The 18293-nt window shown below is 55.8% G+C and carries 14 protein-coding genes and 4 pseudogenes; 6 read left to right on the forward strand and 12 right to left on the reverse strand.

Annotation, left to right across the window (positions count from 1 at the left end; genetic code table 11):
* Together CUJ84_RS02285 and CUJ84_RS02290 are read left to right on the forward strand one after the other, a co-directional pair.
* Positions 1–948, forward strand: a complete 948-nt coding sequence (locus tag CUJ84_RS02285; protein WP_105005021.1) for a class I SAM-dependent methyltransferase — start codon at positions 1–3, stop codon at positions 946–948.
* Entirely contained in the window at positions 948–1391 is a 444-nt protein-coding gene (locus CUJ84_RS02290) for a VOC family protein (RefSeq protein ID WP_158686891.1), read from the forward strand. The genes CUJ84_RS02285 and CUJ84_RS02290 overlap by 1 nt, the downstream gene beginning before the upstream one ends.
* Here the strand turns inward: CUJ84_RS02290 and CUJ84_RS02295 are convergent.
* The 9 genes and pseudogenes from CUJ84_RS02295 to CUJ84_RS02335 all read right to left on the reverse strand — a co-directional run bounded on the left by CUJ84_RS02295 (position 1386) and on the right by CUJ84_RS02335 (position 11505).
* Entirely contained in the window at positions 1386–2681 is a 1296-nt protein-coding gene (locus CUJ84_RS02295; RefSeq protein WP_158686892.1) for a hypothetical protein, read from the reverse strand. The genes CUJ84_RS02290 and CUJ84_RS02295 overlap by 6 nt on opposite strands.
* A 3-nt stretch (positions 2682–2684) precedes the next feature.
* Positions 2685–3548: an AAC(3) family N-acetyltransferase gene (locus tag CUJ84_RS02300; protein ID WP_245457564.1), complete on the reverse strand. Its 864-nt coding sequence runs from the start codon at positions 3546–3548 to the stop codon at positions 2685–2687.
* Positions 3548–5059: a hypothetical protein gene (locus CUJ84_RS02305; protein WP_105005025.1), complete on the reverse strand. Its 1512-nt coding sequence runs from the start codon at positions 5057–5059 to the stop codon at positions 3548–3550. The genes CUJ84_RS02300 and CUJ84_RS02305 overlap by 1 nt, the downstream gene beginning before the upstream one ends.
* A gap of 40 nt (positions 5060–5099) precedes the next feature.
* On the reverse strand, positions 5100–6194 hold the full coding sequence (locus CUJ84_RS02310) for a DegT/DnrJ/EryC1/StrS family aminotransferase (protein ID WP_105005026.1): 1095 nt from the start codon (positions 6192–6194) through the stop codon (positions 5100–5102).
* Complete coding sequence (locus CUJ84_RS02315) at positions 6187–6654, reverse strand: acyltransferase (RefSeq protein WP_105005027.1); 468 nt, start codon at positions 6652–6654, stop codon at positions 6187–6189. Before CUJ84_RS02315 ends, CUJ84_RS02310 begins: the two co-directional genes overlap by 8 nt.
* A complete protein-coding gene (locus CUJ84_RS02320; protein ID WP_105005028.1) occupies positions 6651–7715 on the reverse strand; it encodes a Gfo/Idh/MocA family protein in 1065 nt (354 codons plus the stop codon). Before CUJ84_RS02320 ends, CUJ84_RS02315 begins: the two co-directional genes overlap by 4 nt.
* A gap of 244 nt (positions 7716–7959) precedes the next feature.
* Positions 7960–8799: a glycosyltransferase family 2 protein gene (locus tag CUJ84_RS02325; RefSeq protein WP_158686894.1), complete on the reverse strand. Its 840-nt coding sequence runs from the start codon at positions 8797–8799 to the stop codon at positions 7960–7962.
* Between the two features lie 57 nt (positions 8800–8856).
* A pseudogene (locus tag CUJ84_RS02330) lies at positions 8857–9451 on the reverse strand (NAD-dependent epimerase/dehydratase family protein); the annotation flags it as partial.
* Positions 9452–9489: 38 nt separating this feature from the next.
* Positions 9490–11505 (reverse strand): polysaccharide biosynthesis protein, encoded by a 2016-nt coding sequence (locus CUJ84_RS02335; protein WP_105005030.1) that lies wholly within the window; start codon positions 11503–11505, stop codon positions 9490–9492.
* A gap of 332 nt (positions 11506–11837) precedes the next feature.
* Between CUJ84_RS02335 and gmd the strand changes: the two genes are divergently transcribed.
* The 3 genes and pseudogenes from gmd to CUJ84_RS02350 form a co-directional block, all read left to right on the forward strand.
* Entirely contained in the window at positions 11838–12899 is a 1062-nt protein-coding gene (gene gmd / locus CUJ84_RS02340; RefSeq protein WP_105005031.1) for a GDP-mannose 4,6-dehydratase, read from the forward strand.
* The gene (gene fcl / locus CUJ84_RS02345; RefSeq protein WP_105005032.1) at positions 12900–13850 is read left to right on the forward strand and encodes a GDP-L-fucose synthase; all 951 of its coding nucleotides are present in this window, start codon (positions 12900–12902) and stop codon (positions 13848–13850) included. It begins immediately after the preceding gene.
* Between the two features lie 494 nt (positions 13851–14344).
* Positions 14345–15091 (forward strand): annotated as a pseudogene (locus tag CUJ84_RS02350) (SAM-dependent methyltransferase); the annotation flags it as partial.
* Positions 15092–15142: 51 nt separating this feature from the next.
* Here CUJ84_RS02350 and CUJ84_RS02355 read toward each other — a convergent pair.
* Positions 15143–15352, reverse strand: a pseudogene (locus CUJ84_RS02355) (integrase core domain-containing protein); the annotation flags it as partial.
* A gap of 176 nt (positions 15353–15528) precedes the next feature.
* On the reverse strand, positions 15529–16401 hold the full coding sequence (locus tag CUJ84_RS02360; protein WP_158686895.1) for an SGNH hydrolase domain-containing protein: 873 nt from the start codon (positions 16399–16401) through the stop codon (positions 15529–15531).
* Positions 16402–16520: 119 nt separating this feature from the next.
* On the opposite strand from CUJ84_RS02360, the pseudogene CUJ84_RS02365 reads away from it, so the two are divergent.
* Positions 16521–17284, forward strand: a pseudogene (locus tag CUJ84_RS02365) (IS5 family transposase).
* A gap of 8 nt (positions 17285–17292) precedes the next feature.
* On the opposite strand, the gene CUJ84_RS02370 reads toward CUJ84_RS02365, so the two are convergent.
* Complete coding sequence (locus CUJ84_RS02370) at positions 17293–18258, reverse strand: acyltransferase family protein (RefSeq protein WP_158686896.1); 966 nt, start codon at positions 18256–18258, stop codon at positions 17293–17295.
* Positions 18259–18293: the final 35 nt, after the last annotated feature.

An 18293-nucleotide genomic window follows, 5' to 3' on the forward strand; every position in this document is an offset into this window, starting at 1 on the left:
ATGTCTGAACGGAGCTCCGTGGTTGATGGTACAAACTATCCCAACCTCGACGCACTTCTTGCCCTGCAATACAGCGTGACGCCGCAACACAGACGCTATCTCGAAGCGCGCATGGGCGAGGCGAACGGGGATTTTGCGTTCCTCGAAACATTGTCAACGCAGATATTAGCGCTGGGCGGCGAGAGAATGCGCGAGATTTGCGCAAATTATGATTTCATCTGCAGCATCGTCCGCGAGGAGGAAATCTACTTCCGCCGCAATGGAAACTATCGCCTCACGACCTTCGAGGAAGCGAATCGGCTCGTCTATTCGGACAAAGCCTTCATGGGGCGTTACATGGACGGCCTCCTGCTGACACAGGTTTATTGGTCCAACCACTCGGCAAGTTACGCCTTTTACAAGAATGAATTCCTGGCCAAGGCTGTCGAAGGCTATGACTATCTGGAGATCGGTCCCGGTCACGGTCTGCTGCTCTATCAGGCGATATCGGACGATCGGAACGGCTCGGTCTCCGGTTGGGACGTGAGCAAGACAAGCATCGAACAGACGTTCGAGGCCCTTGAGACGCTCGGTTTGCATGGCAAGAAAGTCGATCTGGCTCTGCGCGATCTCTACGCTCCGCGCCAGGATGAGAAGCTCTTCGACTGCGTGACATTCTCCGAAGTCCTGGAACATCTGGAAAAGCCCCAGTTGGCGCTGGAAAGCTTGCTGCAGATTCTGAAACCGGGCGGCCGGCTGTATGTGAATGTCCCGATCAACAGCCCTGCACCGGATCATCTTTACCTTTTGCGTTCGCCTGATGAAGTTCTCGATGCCATTCGCACTGCCGGTTTCGAAATCGAGACTTCCGCTTTCTATCCTATGACCAACCACACGATGGCGCAGGCCTTGAAACATCGGTTGACCATTTCCGCATGCGTAATTGCACGACGGCCGGTGAAAGATTGATGCCTGCCGAATTGGCGCTTCAGTTCGATCATTGCGGGATAGTGGTTAGCGACATCGAGCAGGGTCTTTGGTCGCTCGCGAAGATTCTGCCGATCGTCGGCAAAACCGAGCGCTTCGATGACGCCGGGTTGGGGGTTTCGGTTCAGTTCTTGCAGGATGCCAGCGGCATGGTGTTCGAGCTGATAGCCCCTCTGGGGGATAAGTCTCCGGTAAAGAAGATCGCAGCGACGAAGGTTGGAGTCCTCAACCAAATCGCCTACAGGGTGCGAAGCTTGGAAGCAGGCGCTCATCATTTCCGGGCGCAACAGGCTCTGCCCGTTGGCACCGCTAAGCCGGCAATTGCCTTCGGCGGGGCTCTCGTGCAGTTCTTTTATCTGCCGGCCGGCTTGGTCGTCGAGTTGATCGAAGCTGAAACATTCAGTCATCATTTCAATGTGCTATGAGGAATAAGGCTTAGCTTCCTTCAAGGCACGCAATGCGGTTCCGATGCGATCCTCGGTATCTGGAAGAAATTGCCCGGAAAACCCGAAAATAGGCCTGAATCCCACAACCTCATATCCTCCTTCCCCTATGGCCCTGTTGTCCGGCAGATATCCGAACACGTCGCCGGAATAGCCCACAGGCCAGGCATCGTCACCGAAAATATTCCGGATCAATTGCCCATATGAATTGAAGGGCTCGGCGGATATGCAGACAAGGTTCAAGGCACCGGCTATTTGGAGGTGGTCGAAGGTAAGGTCGCCCTCGGCGCCGTCCCCTGCGATCGAGGAAAGCGCCAGTTTTGTTCTTGTATATGAGAGTTGAGTGATAGCCTCTCCGAAACGCACAGCCTTCAGAGAGTTCGTGAGCACGCTGGTCACGCCCGAGAGGAAGCGATCATAGGTGTTCTGGTCTGGCTCTCTGAAATAGGGCCCGGGAAAACCTGTGACCAGATCCATCGGTTTAGGGATTCGTCCCAAAAATCTCGGCCGAATGTCGCCGGTAAATCCTTGGCAGAACACCACGCTCGCCTTCTGGCCAAGAGTTTCGCGAAGGCCTTCTCTGGCCGCTCCGGGAAACGCCGATGATAGCGAGAGGGGATCGGCGGCAGAAACCGGATGACAAGCCCAGTTCCAGAGGACAGCAGGAGTGTCATTATCTTCTGTTGTTATCGCTAGAGCAGAAAGTCGGGTGTCGATCTGGCGTTTTAACGCCGGAGCGAGGCACATCTCCCTGCGAATGAATGGCCAGCGGCGAGCGATACGAAACCGGGGGCCTCTTCGAGAAATCGCGAACGCAGCGGCATTTTCGGAGGTGGCCGTTCCGACGGACTTGATCGCCGACGCTTCTTTCCTGAGCGTTTCGATCAACCGAACGGCGGCAGTCACCACCTCATCAATGTAACCGGCGGTAAATATACCGAGATTGTGCCGCTTGCGGTCTAACGACGGAGCGTAATGCGTATGACTGGCCAGCAGCAGTAATCTGGGTGTACCCGTCACGCGCGCAGCGATCTCGCCTTCCAGATCTCCGCAGAAGAGAGCATCTAACGACAGGATGATAACTTCGAGCTCGTGAGAGGCAAAGCGGACGCCATTAATTTCCAGCCGCCCGGAACTACTTGTAAAGGGAGAGGTACGATGCATGTAGCCCGCAAGCGGAATGGGTGTCGATGGCGTGATGTCGACATGGGCTGATGAGAACAGCAATTCGCTCGGCCTATTCATGCGCTGATTGCCTTCTGTCGCGTCCAAGTTCTATTTGTACATTGAGATGCCGCGGCGTCCCAGTTCCAGGCCGATCTCGATGGTTTCACGTACTGGCGCAGACCAAATACGGAGATTGGACACACGTCGTTCTTTGAAGATGTCCCGTGGAAAATGCCGGGCGAATTTTCCGGCATCGAAATGTCCGTGCCGATGAAGGAATGTATGTTGCCCTTCAGCCTTTCTGGTCAGACTCTTCCATCGATAGGTGGTACTGCCGTGAAATATTGCCGCGAAGAATGGCAGCTCGTGTCGAAGGATCGCCTCCACGGCGTGAAGCGGCGTCATGCTTGCCAAACGCGGTCCAACCCCCGCGACCACACACAACGCATCCAGTTCCATCAGCCGCTGATAAGGAGAAGCGGCATCCCACGCTGTCTCGGTGAGATGATGGTCACGCGTTAGATATTCCGCATTCGGCCCCAGGGCAATCACCGAAGACGAAAGATGGATGCTGCGTTTGACGCCCGGATATCGGCGAAAGACTTCGCAGATAAGGCCGGTGGAAACTGGCTCGAGTTCGACGACGAACAGCTTCTCAGGTTCGAAGTTCAATGGAATGGCCGGCATGACCAGAGTACCTTCCGGGCCTATCATTTCCAGCAGTAGGTCGATGATTGTCGAAGGCTTCTGATCGTAGTTGTAGAATTCGTTCCAGGAGGTCTGTAGCCAAACGGTGCGACCCTTGGACACCTGCAAGGCGGCGAAAGCCTCACGCAACGCTTCCGTCGAATATTTCTCGCGATAGAACCACTTTTCAAATGCCAACTTGCGCAGACGGATATGGGAACGGACGTCCTTCCGGCCTACGATTTTTCGCAGGATCGCAATTCCCGTTTGGCGCATTGAAAACATCAAGACCGCTCTCCTAAACGCGTGCGCATCAGAAAGAAAAGACCGGCAACGGCAGAACCCGCCGGGAGCGGCAGCCATAGAAGGCTTGCGAGGAAGAACTCGAGGAGATTACCGGGCGGCAACAGGCCGACCGCCAGCTCCGCGCTCGCAAGTGAGATCAGGAAGCCAGCCACGAAGGGGGCGATTATGACAAGCACATATTCCCCAACTTGAACGGCAAAAGCACGTTTCAACTCAAGCGCCAGCGGAATGCTGACGCACACGGCCTCAGATACGAATATGGCAGCGGCAATTCCCCGCGCCCCGAAAATACCGCCTGCCGTTACGCAAAGGATGACGAGGGCAATGAATTGCACCACCTTGCTGTAGCTAATTGAACGGGGACGTCCGGTCAGCATCAGCGAACCAAACGCGGTGATAGAGGGGAAGGCCAGTGCGACATTCCCGAGCATTAGCCCCGTCACCACCGGGTCCGCTCTATAGCCACCCATCGTCCAAAATCGAACCATCTCCTCCTGGAATATCAGGAAATAGGCAATCACCATGCCGGTGGCCGTGCCGACGGCGGCCATGCAGAGGAGAACTGAGTGCCTAGCACTCGCATGGTATCCGGCGGCCCACAGATGCCCAACCTCGGTGACAAAGGCATTTGTGATGAACGTGGCCACTTGACGGACAAAGCTGGCAATCACCCTCGTCAACGATAGCAGCACGACGCCGGTAGCCGAGATTCCGAGAAAGCCCATGACAATTGTCGGGACGCTGAGAAGCACGAGATCGGCCGAGACCGGAATGACGTAGGCGCGGGCCGCTTTTAATACATCGATCGGTCCAATAGTGCTTTGGAGCCAGATGATGCCTCGAAATTGCGACATATGCTTCCGGGTGAGCCATATACCTCCCGCGAGAAGGACAAGCTGTATGGCGAAGTATGCACCAGCGACCTCGGCAATGCCGCCGTCCAAAATCAGCGCAAGGCAAATTGCTGCCGTCGTTGCGATGATCTGGATTAGGCTCCAGGAAGCAAGTGGATTGATCGCGTTCTGGGCGCGCAGGATCGCTGACAAATATGATGACGCCACGGTCGTCAGGCCGCTGAACATCATGAAAATCAGAGCGAACGTCATCTCGACCGAGCTCGCGCCGCTAAGATTAAGCATACCCGGGATCGGCAGCAGAAGACATCCGAAGACGATGAACGCGCCAGCGATGGAGAGCGTCGTTGCATAGGCACGCGCGCTGTTGCCAAGCGTCGCGCTGACCTCGCCCTCGGGATCCTTTCCATCCCGAAGTGCATCATGCAGCTTGAGATATGTCAGCGAATGCAGACCAAGATCGACGACAATCAGCATCGTCGAAATCGACAGGATGATCAGCCAGGACCGATAAAGATCGTCCGACCAATGGGACAGGAACACCGGTACCAGCAGGATCTGCTGAATGACGGTAGTCGCCGCCACAGCCAACTGCATGAAAATTCGGTGCAGCAGCTGGGGATAGGTCAGTCTCATGAAGGTTCCGCTGCTCAATGCATACAAAGTCGTCGATGGCTTAGAAAAACTTTCTTATGGCACCGATCACGATATCCGCATCCGCAATGCTCATGTGCTCGCCGATCGGAAGGCTGAGCAGCGTCTCGTCGGATCTGTTGACGAAAAGGTCCTCCTCCGCCTGACCGTGCGACAGATAGGCGCCGAGCTTGGGAAGCGCAATGGGGTAGTGCACCCCGGTTTGGATGCCCACCTCGGAAAGGTGAGCCGCAAGAGCATCGCGGCGGCCAGTACGCACGACGAAGAGATGATAGACTTGATGTGCCCAATTTTTCCGAGAAGGCAGGATCAGTCCGTTTACGCCGGCCAGACCATCGAGGTAGCGATCGGCAATGGCTATGCGTTTTTTGATCCAGCCATCCAGATGCTTCAGCTTGGCGCTCAGGACGGCTGCCTGAAGACCGTCGAGACGGGAATTGCGTCCTTCGAACTGGTGATCGTATTTGGCGGTTCTGCCGTGATTGGCGATCATTCGCAGACGTTTGCCATAGGCTTCATCGTTGCAGACGATGGCCCCTGCATCGCCATAGGCCCCTAGATTCTTTCCGGGATAGAAGCTAAACGTCCCGACGTCGCCTATCGTCCCGACAGGTCGTTCCTTGTATCGAGCACCGTGCGCCTGGGCGCAATCTTCGATGATCCTGAGCCCATGTTCGCTGGCAATTTCTGCAAGTCCGTCCATGTCACAGGGATGACCGTAAAGGTGCACGGCCATGATAGCGGCCGTTTTCGGCGACAGCTTTGCACGCACGCTTTCCGGAGTGATCGTATAAGAGCCGCTGTCGACATCAGCGAAGACGACCTTGTGCCCCAGCCTTGATACGGCTTCGGAACTTGCGATGAAAGTATTGCCCGGCACGATGACTTCGCTGCCTGTCGGTAGGTCCATAGCCTCGATCGCAATTTCTATCGCATCCGTGCCGTTGCCGACGCCAATGCAGTAGTTCGCACCTGTCCAGGCCGCGAACTCTGTCTCGAAGGCCGCTACGTATTTTCCGCCGATAAATGCCGAATTGGCGATAACATCAGCAATCGCCGCATCGATGTCGTCTTTGATCGACAGATATTGTGCGTGCAGATCCAGGAACTTAACCATCAATATCCCTCATCTTTCGTGCGGGATTTCCCGCGTAGATGCCCGGCGTCGTAATGTCCTTGGTGACGACCGCGCCGGCACCGATGACGACCTTGTCGCAGATCGTAACAGGAAGAATGGTGGCATTACTTCCAATCGAGACGTCGTTTCCAATCGTCGTGGAGCGCCATAGCGATTTGTTGCCTCTGGCGGGGCCCCCGGTCGCAAAAGTATCGTTGACGAACATCACGCCATGCCCGACGAAGACGTCATCCCCGATTGTCACGAATTCGCAAATGAAGCTATGGGACTGGACGCGCGTCCGGTTGCCGATCCTGACATTCTTCTGGACTTCCACGAAAGGCCCGACGAAGACATCGTCGCCGAGAACACAATCATAAACGTTGGATGGCGCAATGATCGTCACGCGCTCTCCGGCGATGACGTCCCGCACTGAAACTTCTTTTTTCGTGGTAGTCACTGGACCGTCTCGCCCAGGCGCGAGATATGCTCGGATGAGCCCAGTTTCACCTCGCGGCCGGTTGCGATGGACTCGTAGATTGCGCTGATCAATTCCAGGCTCTGCCGGCCGGCGCTGCCATCGACCAGTGGCGTCGATCCGCTCTGAATGACATCCACGACATGCTGGTAGTAGGCTGCATGTCCGAAACCATAAACGTTCGGTGGATTGACGGAATACTTCTCGCGGACATCGGCGTCACCATCGATCTCCTTGGCGAAATTCCAGATCTTCATCTCATTGACGGCGAAGCCGCCAATTTCCACGGTGCCACTTTCGCCAAGCATAGAGATGGATCCCTCGATGTCTTTTGGGCGGACAGCGGTCGTCGCCTCGATAAGCCCCAGCGCACCGCTTTTAAATTTCAGGATGACGATGGCCGTATCTTCCGTTTCGATATCGGCCAAAGCCGTCGTGGCCTTGGCGAACACGGTATCGACTGGCCCCATCATCCATTCGAGAAGATCAACATGGTGACTTGCCTGATTGGCAAGAACGCCGCCATCGAGTGCCCAGGTACCGCGCCAGCTTGCCTGGTCGTAATATTCCTGAGTGCGGCACCAACGTACACGAACAGTGCCCATCACCAGTTTGCCGAACCTGTCGGCTTCCAATGCTTCGCGAAGCTTGACGACGGGGACGTTGAAGCGGTTCTGCTTGACGACGAACAGGGTGACACCCGCATCGGCGCAGGCCTTGGTCATTGCGTCCGCATCGGACAAAGTCAAAGCCATCGGCTTTTCTACGACAATGTGCTTCTTGTATTGCGATAGAGCAATCACATGCTGGGCATGATAGCCGCTTTCCGTCAGAACCACTACGACATCAATGGCTTCTTTTGCCATCATCTCGTGCATATCCAGATACCACGGAACACCAAATCTTTGCCCGATCGTCTTCGCACTTTCTTCGATAGTATCGCAAACAGCGGCAAGCCGAGCACCGGTTATTTCACCATTGCCGAGCAGATCCGAATGTCGCTTGGCTATTCTACCGCATCCAACAAGTGCAAAATTAAGCACAATTCCCCCTGCGTTCTATAGACGCAAACGCCTCATTCAAACTTCGGACTCGCCTCGGTGCCGATCCGGCTTAGCACTAATGCATCGCCTTATGGCATACAAGCGTCAAGATCTGTCAGCTCGAAATACCCGCAGTTGTCCAAAACCGGTCATTGTTTGCCAAAAAGAGGAATGTCCTCAGAGAGTGGCGAGCGGCGACTTGAACCTGTCCAGCATAATCTGGACCAGGCCGTTGCCTGCATGGCTACTCAGCATCCGCATTCGGTTTGAAGCGCTGTCCCGAAAGGGAAAGGAGCCTCCCGCGTATCAGCTCCACCACTCGCAGCAGGTATCGGAAGTTGAGACAAAAAGGTTTGATCTTCTCGCCGTTTGTGGTGAGGCTCCTTAGAATCTCCGCCGATGACGTGCGGGTCGCCGTCAGGCCGTCAGTGCTGACGCCGCCGACGCGCATGATGGTTATCAGTTCGCTGACATAGCAACTGGTGAAACCACTGATCCTGAAAAGTCGGCGCACGAGATCGAAATCGCCGGCGATCTTATAACTGTGGTCAAAACCACCCACAGCCCGAACGCGAGACGTCCTGACATAAAAACTCGGATGCGGAGGCATCAGCCCCAATGTCATTCGCGATGGCTTGAACCATTCGCCGCTTATCAACCGCTTCGGTACGCCCTCGTCATCCACTTGCAGGACATTGCCCCATGCCGCGTCGGATTTTTCAAGCGCCGAAGCTAACAGCGCCAGAGAGTTGGAGGAAGCAAAATAGTCATCCGCGTTCAGGAAACCAATGAATTCGCCTTTGGCCAGCGCGGCGCCTTTGTTCATGGCATCATAGATCCCCTTGTCACGTTCACTGATGATCGCAGCAAACTTATTTTGATAGCGATCGACGATAGCCATCGTACCATCCCTCGAGCCGCCATCGATCAGGATATGCTCAAGCTCAACCCCCTCCTGCATTTGGACGGAGTGGATTGTATCCTCGATCGTCTTTTCGGCGTTGTAACTCACGGTAACGATGGAAAACTTCGGCATTAGCGCTTTCACAAGTCGATCGGCCACTTGCCACAGCAATTCGGCCAACTGCTTGCGCTGGTTCCGGCCGAGGCTACCGTTGGCCCGATGTTATAGTTGGCGTCTTTACGCCGTCATCAACTGCGACGCATTCTGCAAAAACCAGCCATAGATTTTGCGAATGCCATCGCGAAGGAAGATGCTCGGCGACCAGCCCATGTCTGAGAGCTTCTGCGCACTCATCAATTTGTGATAGGTGCCGTCCGGCTTCGAAAGGTCATGAACGATCTGTCCCTTAAAGCCAGTGATCTCGCAAATCAACTCGGCGAGCTCAAGAAAGGAACACTAATGCGTCGGCGCAATCATCCGCATGCAGGAATTTACGTCTCGGCTTGCCCGTTCGTCGCCGCAGCGTCGCCGACTGTCTTCGCATGGTGGACCTTGTGGATGAGCACAGGCATGACGTGGCTTGGCGCAAGATCGAAATTATCCCCCCGGCCATAAAGATTGGTTGGCATTGCGGAGATAAAGTCACGGCCATGCTGAGTGCGATAGGCCTGTCCGAGCTTGATCCGGCAATCTTTGCGATAGCATAAGCTTCGTTGGTCGTTTCGAGCGGCCCCGTAAGCAACGCGTCCTCTGGAATAGGACGCGGTACAATCTTCGGCTAGATGCAAGATGATCCAAGAAAAAGCAGCTTTTCAACGTCATTCCGATGCGCCGGAGCTGACGTCCTGGCACCCCTTGAGCCTGCAGACCCTACAACGTGCTTTGAATTGGCTGAGGCAGCCGTATTGGCTCGGCGCCGCTGAAAGCCAGATCCGAGACCTCACCTGTTGAGGAATAGCCGGAGACGAGTTCCGCCAACATCGCACGTGCCGCGACCATATCGCTCCGATCCAATACCGCATTGAGCGAGTTGAGCTTTTTCGAAAGCTCCGACCAGAAGAGGAAATCCTCGCGCGCCTTCATAATGCGCGGATGTTCGGTTGTTTCAGGGTTGTCGCCGATCAAAAGTTCTTCGTAGAGCTTCTCGCCGGGCCGAAGACCGGTAACGGACAGCTCGATATCGCCTTCGGGATTGTTCTCGTCGCGGACGGCCAGCCCGGAAAGCTCGACCATCTTGCGGGCGAGATCTGCGATGCGGACGGGCTCTCCCATGTCGAGCAGGAAAACATCTCCGCCCTCGGCCATCGCACCGGCCTGTATGACGAGTTGAGAAGCCTCCGAAATGGTCATGAAATAGCGGGTTATATCAGGATGGGTCAGGGTAACGGGGCCGCCTTCCTTGATCTGTTGCCTGAAAAGCGGCACGACGGATCCGGAGGAGCCGAGGACGTTTCCGAAACGGACCATGGAGAAATTCGTTCGCATTCTGTCGGTTGTAGGCTCCGCTGCGAGCGCCTGCAGAACCATCTCCGCCAGCCTCTTGCTGGCGCCCATCACATTTGTCGGACGCACGGCTTTGTCTGTGCTGATCAGCACGAAATTCGAGACGCCGCATTTATTCGCCGCGCGTGCCGCAACCAGCGTACCCATCACATTGTTCTTGATGCCTTCCACGGCATTGTGTTCGACAAGGGGAACATGCTTGTAAGCGGCGGCATGATAGAGCGTCTGAGGTCGCCAGCTCTGCATGATATGTTCCATGCGATCCTGATCCCGGACGGAACAGAGGATCGGGACGATCTGCAGATTTTCATGTCTGTACAGTTCGGCCAGCTTCCGCAATTCGGCGTCAATATTATAAAGCGCAAACTCGTTCTGATCGAGAAGGATCAGGCTGGAAGGCTCGTTGCGCAGAATCTGGCGGCATAACTCGCCGCCGATCGAGCCACCAGCACCCGTGACCATCACCACCTTGTTCCGCATCGCCTTGTCGAGCAACTCCTGCCGTGGCGCCACCGCTTCTCTTCCGAGCAGATCTTCGATCTCCAGCTCTCTGATGTCGGAGACGGCGATGCGTCCCTGAGCCAGGGCCGTGAGATCCGGCAACGTGCGAACATTGACCCTGGCTTTACGGATGTGTTCCAGGATTTCATTGCGACGCTGCCGCGATGCAGATGGAAGAGCAAGAAGCACGTTGTGCACGCCAAGGGCTCCCGCGAGCACTGGAAGATCCGAGGGGTCGTAGATCGGCAAACCACCCATGACGCCGCCTTTGAGACGCGGGTCATCATCAAGATAGCCGACGACATTGAGTTCGGCACTGTTGATCAAGGCACCGGCCAGTTGCCGCCCGGCCGTCCCTGCCCCATAGATCAGCACCTTGGCGAGTATATTGTTGTGAAGGATGCGCTGGTAGGCATCCCCGAGCCAGTAGCGGATGCTCAACCTCGACAGCCCGATCGCAATCAACAGCAGGAAGGGCTGGAGGATGCCGACGGTTCTCGGAACACCCGGCACGCTGAGGGCAGTAAATATCGTCATGAAGGCGACGCCGTAGATCGCAATGGCCTTCAGAACAGTAATGAAAGCAGCCATATTGGCATAACGGAAGATCGCCCGGTACATGCCCATGACGATGAAGATGGGAAGGGCCATGCACAACGAAACGACGACCGGCAGCCACTGCACACCGGTCAGCACCGTCCATTCGTTGAGGCGGAAACAATAGGCGAGCCAGATGGTCAGAACACAAAAGCTTGAATCCACCAGCAAAGCCAGAGCACGTTTGGCAACCCGCGGCATCGCCAGCAGAGGGGCGACGAGCGCTTGCAGCGGCATTAAGAACCATCCCGAGCGCGGCGTCTCAGTGGGCGTATTTTCGGGCATTGCTTACCAGCGTCTCGCAGATCAATAGACAACCACCTTCTTGTCGCTTTCTGCAACGAGCGCAACTGAAATAATCGGAAAGTAAGGTCTCCAACGCCGCTTATCTATCAGAAGTAGGCTATATAATGGCCATCTGCCCGTCCTCCCCATTACCTTGCCGCCGGGACGGCAGGTGATTTCCACGCTTCAGTCCCACTGCGCCTGACCCGCGTCAACCACAGAGCTCCATCATGCTCATGTCGGTGGATTGGGCTCAGTCATATGGGGGTTGCGCTCGTTCGGTCGTTTCCATAAACACATTCCGAGGATCGCATTGAGAGACGACGTAGAAAATGACAAAAACCGCACTTATCACTGGGGTGACTGGTCAGGATGGAGCCTATCTGGCCGAATTGCTTCTGAGCAAAGGCTATACGGTGCATGGTATCAAGCGGCGATCCTCGTCTTTTAACACTGGCCGTATCGAGCATATCTACCAGGATCCGCATGAAGCGCATCCGCGCTTCATTTTGCATTATGGAGATATGATCGATTCCACCAATCTCCTTCGGATCGTGCAGCAGACGCAGCCGGATGAAATCTACAATCTCGCCGCGCAAAGCCATGTCGGCGTGAGTTTCGAGACGCCGGAATATACGGCCGACGCAGATGGAATCGGCACCCTCAGGTTGCTCGAAGCGATCCGTATCCTGGGGCTCGAGGCAAAGACCCGGTTCTACCAGGCATCGACGTCGGAACTCTACGGTCTTGTGCAGGAAGTGCCGCAGAACGAGAAGACGCCCTTTTACCCGCGTTCTCCCTATGCCGCAGCCAAGCTCTATGCCTACTGGATCGTTGTGAATTATCGCGAGGCCTACGGCATGCATGCGTCGAACGGCATTCTTTTCAATCACGAAAGCCCGCTTCGCGGCGAAACCTTCGTCACGCGCAAGATCACGATGGCGGTGGCTGCCATCCATCTGGGGCGGCAGGATAAGCTTTTCCTCGGCAATCTCGACGCCAAGCGTGACTGGGGCCACGCGCGTGAATATGTCGAGGGCATGTGGCGCATGCTGCAGCAGGACAAGCCGGATGACTACATCTTGGCGACCGGTGAGACGACGAGTGTCCGCCAGTTTGTGGAGTGGGCTTTTGCCGACGTGGGCATTGCCTTGGAATGGAAGGGATCCGGCGTCGATGAAAAGGGCTATGACGCCGCGTCCGGTGCGTGCCTTGTGGAAATCGATCCTCGGTATTTCCGCCCGACGGAAGTCGATCTTCTGCTTGGCGACCCGACTAAGGCACGTCAGAAATTGGGCTGGCAGCACAAAACACCGGTTCGCGAACTCGCGGCCGAAATGGTGCGGGAGGATGTCAAGCACTGGAAGGCTCAAAACAGCCGGAAAGAGATCTGAGTGTACGAGCTGTCCAACAAGAAAATCTGGGTTGCCGGCCATCGCGGTATGGTCGGCAGTGCTCTTGTGCGCCGGCTTCAATCCGACGATTGCGACGTCATCACGGCCACGCGCCGGGAGGTCGATTTGACACGGCAGGAGGAGGTCGAGAAATTTGCTGAAGCAATCCGGCCTGACGCGATCATTCTCGCCGCTGCCAAGGTTGGCGGTATCCTCGCGAATGACAGCTATCCCGCAGAATTTATCTATGACAATCTGATTATCGAAGCGAACATCTTCGAAGCCGCCCACCGGGCGGGAGTGGACCGGCTGCTGTTCTTGGGTTCAAGCTGCATTTATCCCAAGCTCGCTCCGCAGCCGATTCCCGAAGAAGCTCTGTTGACCGGTCCGCTTGAGCCGACCAACGAATGGTACGCGATTGCCAAGATCGCCGGTATCAAACTCGCGGAAGCATATCGTAAGCAATATGGTCGGGATTACATTTCGGCCATGCCCACCAATCTATACGGCCCAGGCGATAATTTCGACCTGAATTCCAGTCATGTGCTGCCTGCGCTTATTGGCAAGGCGCATGCCGCGAAACTTCGCAACGACCCGCATATGGTGGTCTGGGGTACAGGGACCCCGCGCCGAGAATTCCTTCACGTCGACGACTGCGCCGACGCGTTGGTGTTTCTCCTCAAAACCTATTCGGGCTCGCAGCACGTCAATGTCGGCTCGGGTGCAGATCTCGAAATTATCGAATTAACGCGTTTGATATGCCGCGTTGTCGGTTACGAAGGTGAGATCATTCACGATCTTTCCAAGCCCGATGGCACGCCGCGAAAGTTGATGAGCAATCGGAAGCTGCAGGACATGGGCTGGAAACCGCGCATTTCGCTTGAGGATGGCATCAGAGCCACTTATGCTTGGTTCCTGGAATTCGAAAATGGAGCCGATCCAGCGGTCTGATACCAGGTCGGTTTTTGCTCTTTCCTCATCGATGTTCGCCGCATGGGAGCGTCGCCAGCCTCCAATCCGTCATCGTGTCCCGTGAATGGCGGCCAGATCCGCATGGCAGCCGGAGCGCGGGGTGACCAATGACCTTCGCTTTGTCACAACAGGCGGCGATGCCCCGCAGCTGCTCCAGGCGGTTAATTTTAGTTCCATTCGGTTTCGGTCCTTGTCTGCTCGAAAACCACGTTCTGGCGGTTGTCAAATCCGAAAATTGCATTGTCGCCTGAAGTTTCACTTCCCGTCAGCATGCAGCCGAACGGATAGTTCGCTCTGCAGCCTGCGAGGAAGAGCAACTGCATCATTGTTGGCGGCCGCAGGACAGCTCTCCCATTGCAGCGGGGGAACCCGATAGGGATAGCGTGGTGGGTATTGTAGGCAGGGTGAATATACGCATAATTTCCGCGGCTGGCGCTGCCAGAAAAGATCGCTCGAAACTCTTAGGGGGTTCCATGGAAGCAATCGTCGAGGACGCCCATGCTGGTGTCGTGTCGCCCGAACTCGTGGTCGACGCACTGTTTGCATGGCGGAAAACGCGGCGATCAGGGCGGCCAACGAGCTTGAGCTCTCTACTCATATCGGCGAGGGCAAAACGGCAGCATTGCTGGCGTCGGCAACAGGCGCCTCGGAGCGTCGGATGCGCATCCTGTGCGACTACCTCGTGGTCCACGGTTTCCCGACAAAGGAGAGCGGACAGTACCGGGTGACGCACGCCCTCGACCAAAATGTTCCTCGATCGCAATTCGCCAGCCTATATGGGCTCTGCCGTCGAGTTCGTCGCTGCACCCGAAATACTCGATAGTTTTCTGCGCGATCCGGCCGCCGTCGTGCGAAACGGCGGTTCGGCTGGGCTTGCAAACATTTCGGCAGACAACCCCGTCTGGTTGAAGTTTGCGCGCGGCATGGGCTCTTTTACCGGGCTCAGCGCCAAATACTGGCTGACGAATCTCCGGTTGGACTAGGCATCCCAAGAAGGTGTTGGACACCGCTGCAGGTCCAGGCTTTTTCGGGATCGAAATTGCGAAGGCCCTTCCATCGGCGGAGATCGTCGCCGTCGACTGGGCCATGCGGAAAATGCCGGCGTGTCTGACCGGTACCAGACAATTGCTGGCAGTGCTTTCGACGTGGACTGGGGCACGGGCTATGATCTTGTCCTGCTCCCTAATTTTCCGCACCACTTGGATTTGCCGACATGTGCCCTGAGGTGCTCCCGGATTTTGGGCCAGAGTTGGAATTTTCGGGGTTATGGCTCAGCTCGGCGGGGGTGCCGATGAGCCGTTCATAAGCGAAATCGGTACCTTGTTGCCGATCGCGCTATGTGGCCGGAACTCGTTATAGTCTCTACGCCAATCCTCCATCTTCGCACGCGCGTCGTCAAGGCTCACGAACCAATTGGCGTTCAGGCACTCGGCGCGGAACTTGCCGTTGAAACTCTCGATGTAGCTGTTGTCGGTCGGCTCGCAAATCAAAAAGGAACCCCGCCGAGACGGGGCAATATTGGTATAGATGCGAAAGCACCCATGAAATCGCTGAGGTCGACGTCCGTTGGACACAGAAGGCAATTGACGACGCCGCCGATCTGGAGGCGCACTCGCGGCAGCATTGATAAACTGGCTCGAAACAGAAAGTGTACTCGCTACTGATGGTGCTTAAGGATGGAGCGGAAGTCATCGGTAAAGCCGGCCGAGAACGTGCCTGTGATGTGATTATAATCGCGATAGGCAATCTCGCCGCCGATCACCACCGAGCATTGCTTCTCGTCGCAGAAGCGATCCGTGAAGTCGATGACATTTACGGCATTGCCGAACTTATGCGCTATCTGTGCATCGTCCGTCAGCCCATCTAAAGCAAGCGCTCTGGCCCGATGGCAATCATCGCTGTAACTCAGGCATGCGCGATAGTTCGGGTGCATTCGAGGGGTGTCGCGGATAAGCCAGACTTCGGATTGCGGCGTCAGCCTTTTGAGTAGCTGGATAAGTGCTGTCTCCCAGAGTTGCTGGGCACGTGATCGAGATGCCGGGAGAGAATTCTCTGCAATCCACCCATCATATCCGGAAGAGTTTGCCAGTATGATGATGTCGGGTGGCGCTGCTGCAACCTCCTCCAGCACCGATGCTCGCCATTGTTCGCATTCCTTATAGATGGCCGCTTTGGACGGATACCAGATCGACACCTCAAGTAAGGGGCACGATGTCTTGGTCCTTGAGATGAACTGCCATCTTTCTTCGTCGGCAGCCATTCGAACAGGATCAAACCATTGGGCGGCGTGGCTATCGCCGATCAGCATTATCCTCCCATTTTCATTGTTGCCGAAGGTACATGGCGGACTGGAAACGCCAGCTAGATTGACATGGCAATTGGTTGTGCTGGATCCCCCGTTATCAAGCCTTGCCGCTTCGATTAGTGCCGCGCGGGCAACGGTTTTCTCTGATTGTGGTATGTGCACGAGACCAACGGAGGCGATTGCAACCGCAGCAACTCCGATGCCGCCCAAACCGATTAGTTTCAAGTCACCTTGTAGATTGGCCTTTCGTGCGGGTTGCTCTAGGTCCAATCGACATTCAGGATTCACGTCAGACTTAATGTGTGATTCATAGGTCTCCGGATTGATTGATCTGGAGACCTCAGATGGCCAAGCGATATGAACTGACTGCCTCTCAATGGCGCCGTATCTGCGATCTTTTGCCGGGCAAGCCCGGAGATCCTGGCCGATGCGGGCAGGATAACCTTTTGTTTGTGAACGCGGTTTTGTGGGTGTTGCGGTCCGGAGCCCATTGGCATGACCTGCCTGAGCGCTACGGCAAGTACAAGACAGTCCACAAGCGCTTCACCCGGTGGGCCAAGGCGGGAGTCTGGGAGACGGTGTTCGATCATCTCGTCAAGGATCCCGACAACGACTATGTCGCCCTCGATTCTTCACTGGTGCGCGCCCACCAGCAGGCGGCCACCGGAAAGGGTGGCGGCCAAAAAGGGGGGACCAAGCTTTGGGGCGCTCCCGAGGAGGACTGACCACCAAGATCCACATGGCCACCGATGGCAGAGGGCGGCCACTCAGGATCATCCTCACTCCTGGCCAGCGCGGCGATGTCACCCAGGCCCCAGCCTTGCTCGAAGGACTAGAAGCCCGCCGCGTTCTCGCCGATAAAGCCTATGATTCTAATGCATTGCGACAAGTCATCAGCAATCTGGGTGCCGAAGCCGTCATCCCATGCAATCCGACGCGTAAGCACCTCATCCCATACGACTTCGACGCCTACAAAGCTCGAAACCTCATCGAGCGCTGCTTCAACAAGCTCAAACACTTCCGTCGCATCGCAACCCGTTACGACAGGCGCGCCGTCAACTTCCTAAGCTTCATCCACCTAGCCGCCGCCCTCGTCTGGATGCGATGAATGTCGATTCAGCCTAGCAGTTCGAACGTCAAGGCGGCTGGAATGATCGAACCTAGACCGGCTATCCACACAATGATGCGACTGTCTGGATACATTTCCGCGGCGATGGCAATGAACGGCCAATGCCAAAGATAGATGCTATAGGATCTGTCGCCCATCCATTGGCAAAAGGAATTTGAGAGAGCTTTGTTAAGCGGGCCTTCTTGGTTGAAGGCAATCGATATGATCAATACCGAGGCTCCTAGCGTTGGCCCCAACGCTATTACCCCCGGGTAGGCGAAATCAGAGGATATGAAAATCAAGCTTCCGGCGACGACGGAAAGGGCTGAAAGCTGCGCTACGGTCGAAGCTTTGGATGAAATCTGCGGCCTGAAATTCGCCGAAATCGCCCCTGATAGCGCGCCACAGCAAAGTTGCCAGATGCGGTTCTGAGTGAGGAAAAAAGCGTCCGGCTGGGAGCTTTGAAGGTCCGACAGTCCGCTGAAAAACGAGATTATCAGTGTGATCGTGATCAGCGACAGCGCTATTGGCAGCCTCAAGTTCCGCCTGACGAGAGTAGTCGAGAGAAGTAGAAGCGGCAGGAAGATGTAGAACTGCTCCTCTACGGACAGAGACCAAAAGTGCAGAACTGGACTCGGTAATTCGCCAATCTGCATGTAGTCGATGGCTCGATCGGCAAAATGAATGTTTGAGTGTACTAGCGCGGCCGCCCAGATGTCTTCCCCCACGTCGCCTAGTCGATAGTGCGGTAGAAAAAGGTATGAGGCTAAACCGGTGAAGAACAAGACCGCCAATGCATTCGGTAAGAGCCGCTTAATCCTGGCTGCAGTGAACCTAACCAGATTAATCTGGCCGGTCTTGTCGAGTTCAGCGAGCAGCTTCCTGCCTATCAGGTAGCCTGAGAGCACGAAGAAGATATCAACACCGAGGAAACCACCGGGCAGCAACAACGCGTCTAGATGGTAGATCAGCACTGAAAGAACAGCTATCGCCCTCAGGCCCTGGAGTT

This window comes from Rhizobium leguminosarum, from assembly GCF_002953715.1.
In the GTDB taxonomy this organism is placed as follows: domain Bacteria; phylum Pseudomonadota; class Alphaproteobacteria; order Rhizobiales; family Rhizobiaceae; genus Rhizobium; species Rhizobium leguminosarum_V.